Annotated in this window: 2 protein-coding genes; one reads left to right on the forward strand and one right to left on the reverse strand. The window is 60.9% G+C overall.

Translation table 11 applies throughout. From position 1 onward, the window contains the following. On the forward strand, positions 1-729 hold a 729-nt coding region (gene gshA / locus NW863_RS12955), incomplete at its 5' end, for a glutamate--cysteine ligase (RefSeq protein ID WP_414366856.1). 69 nt (positions 730-798) lie between these two features. Here the strand turns inward: gshA and NW863_RS12960 are convergent. Further along, on the reverse strand, positions 799-1,431 hold the full coding sequence (locus NW863_RS12960; protein ID WP_414366858.1) for a TVP38/TMEM64 family protein: 633 nt from the start codon (positions 1,429-1,431) through the stop codon (positions 799-801). Positions 1,432-1,625: the final 194 nt, after the last annotated feature.

Here is a 1,625-nt window from a genome sequence, read left to right on the forward strand (position 1 = left end):
CTATTGCGGGCGGAAGCCCCTCTTTATTTGGCCCTGAGCGCTTCTTCTCCTTTTCTGGACGGCCAGGTAACGGGCTATCATTCCAGCCGTTGGCAGGTGTTTCCTAAAACGCCGGCCCAGGTGCCCTTCTTCCGGGATCACGCCCATTACATCACCTGGATGCAGGAGCAACTGGCCCTGGGCACGATGCAGAATGTACGCCACCTCTGGGCTTCTGTGCGGCCCAACGGCCCGGAGCGGCCCTATCGCCTCAACCGAGTGGAGCTGCGCATCTGCGACCTGGTGGCAGATCCGGTGATGATCCTGGCCATCACCGCCTTGGTGGAGGCCCGCCTTTGGCAATTGCTATCCCACCCGGAGGCCCTGGATCCCTTGGGGGGGCCCTTTACCCCAGCGGAGCTGGAGAGTCTTTGCGAGGCCAACGAGCAGGCTGCTGCCCGTGAGTCCCTGCAAGCTCGGCTGATCGACTGGCGCACCGGCCGGGAATGCTTAGCCCAGGAGTGGATTGAAGAGCTGCTGACCGAAGCGTGGCGCCTGGGCCAGCCCCAGGGGCTGGGTTGCTTCTTGGCTCCCCTGCAAACCCTGCTCCAGGAAGGCAATGAGGCCCAGCGCTGGCTGAAGCAGGTCAACCAGGGATCCACACCCGCCCAGGTGTACCAACGGGCCATCCAGGAACTGGCCGAACAAGACCGAGAAAGACAAGAGACCCTCTGCCAACTGGTTGGCTAAGCCTCTGCGCAAGGGTGGACGCTGCTAACCCCCCGCGGGCTCCCCAGTTCAAACCTGACTTGGATTGGCCTAGACAGGCTCCATCACTTCCCGTAGGGCTTGCCGAGCCACACGGGTGATGTAGACGGTGGCAGCTACGGTGGCGATGAGGCCCACAAGGCGAACGGCCCACTGAACCATTTGCGCTTGGGGATCCAGGCCTTCCCTGTTGGCCAGGGATCCCGCCAGCGAGCCGATGTACACATACATAAAGGTGCCCGGCACGATCCCGACGGTGCCCAGCAGGTTATTCAGAAAAGAAACTTGGGTCAGTCCCAGAGCGTAGTTGAGCAGATTAAAGGGAAAGGCGGGCGACAGACGAATCAAGCCGACGATCTTCGATCCCTCGCGCCCCACCGCCCGATCGATGGCCGCAAACCGGGGATTGCCCTCGATCCATCTGGCCACCCGTTCCCGCGCCAAGTAGCGCCCAATGAGAAAGGCCAAATTGGCTCCAATGGTTGCCCCAATCAGCACGTACAAAGCCCCAGCCAGCACCCCAAACACAGCCCCTGCGCCCAAGGTCAGCACCGAAGCCGGCAGAAGCAGCACAGTGGCCACAATGTAGATGGCAATGAAAAGCACCGGCCCCACCGGCCCCAAGCCTTCCACCCAGCCCAGAGCCTCGGCGAACCAGTCTTGAATAACTTCAAAAAATCCCAATCGATGGGCTGCCCAAAAAACAAGAACGGCCACGCCCAAAACGCCAGCAAGCTTCAGCAGAAGCTGCTGCTTTGCGGGATTTGTTCTGGGTTGGGTGGGGTCTGCCACGGCGGTCGGGAGCATCAGAAAGCTGTTGCTAGATAGGCTAGAGCAGCCAGGCTAGGAAATACCTGACTTGTGCGAAGTAGCTTTCA

Source organism: Synechococcus sp. B60.1 (genome assembly GCF_047462555.1).
Classification (GTDB): domain Bacteria; phylum Cyanobacteriota; class Cyanobacteriia; order Thermostichales; family Thermostichaceae; genus Thermostichus.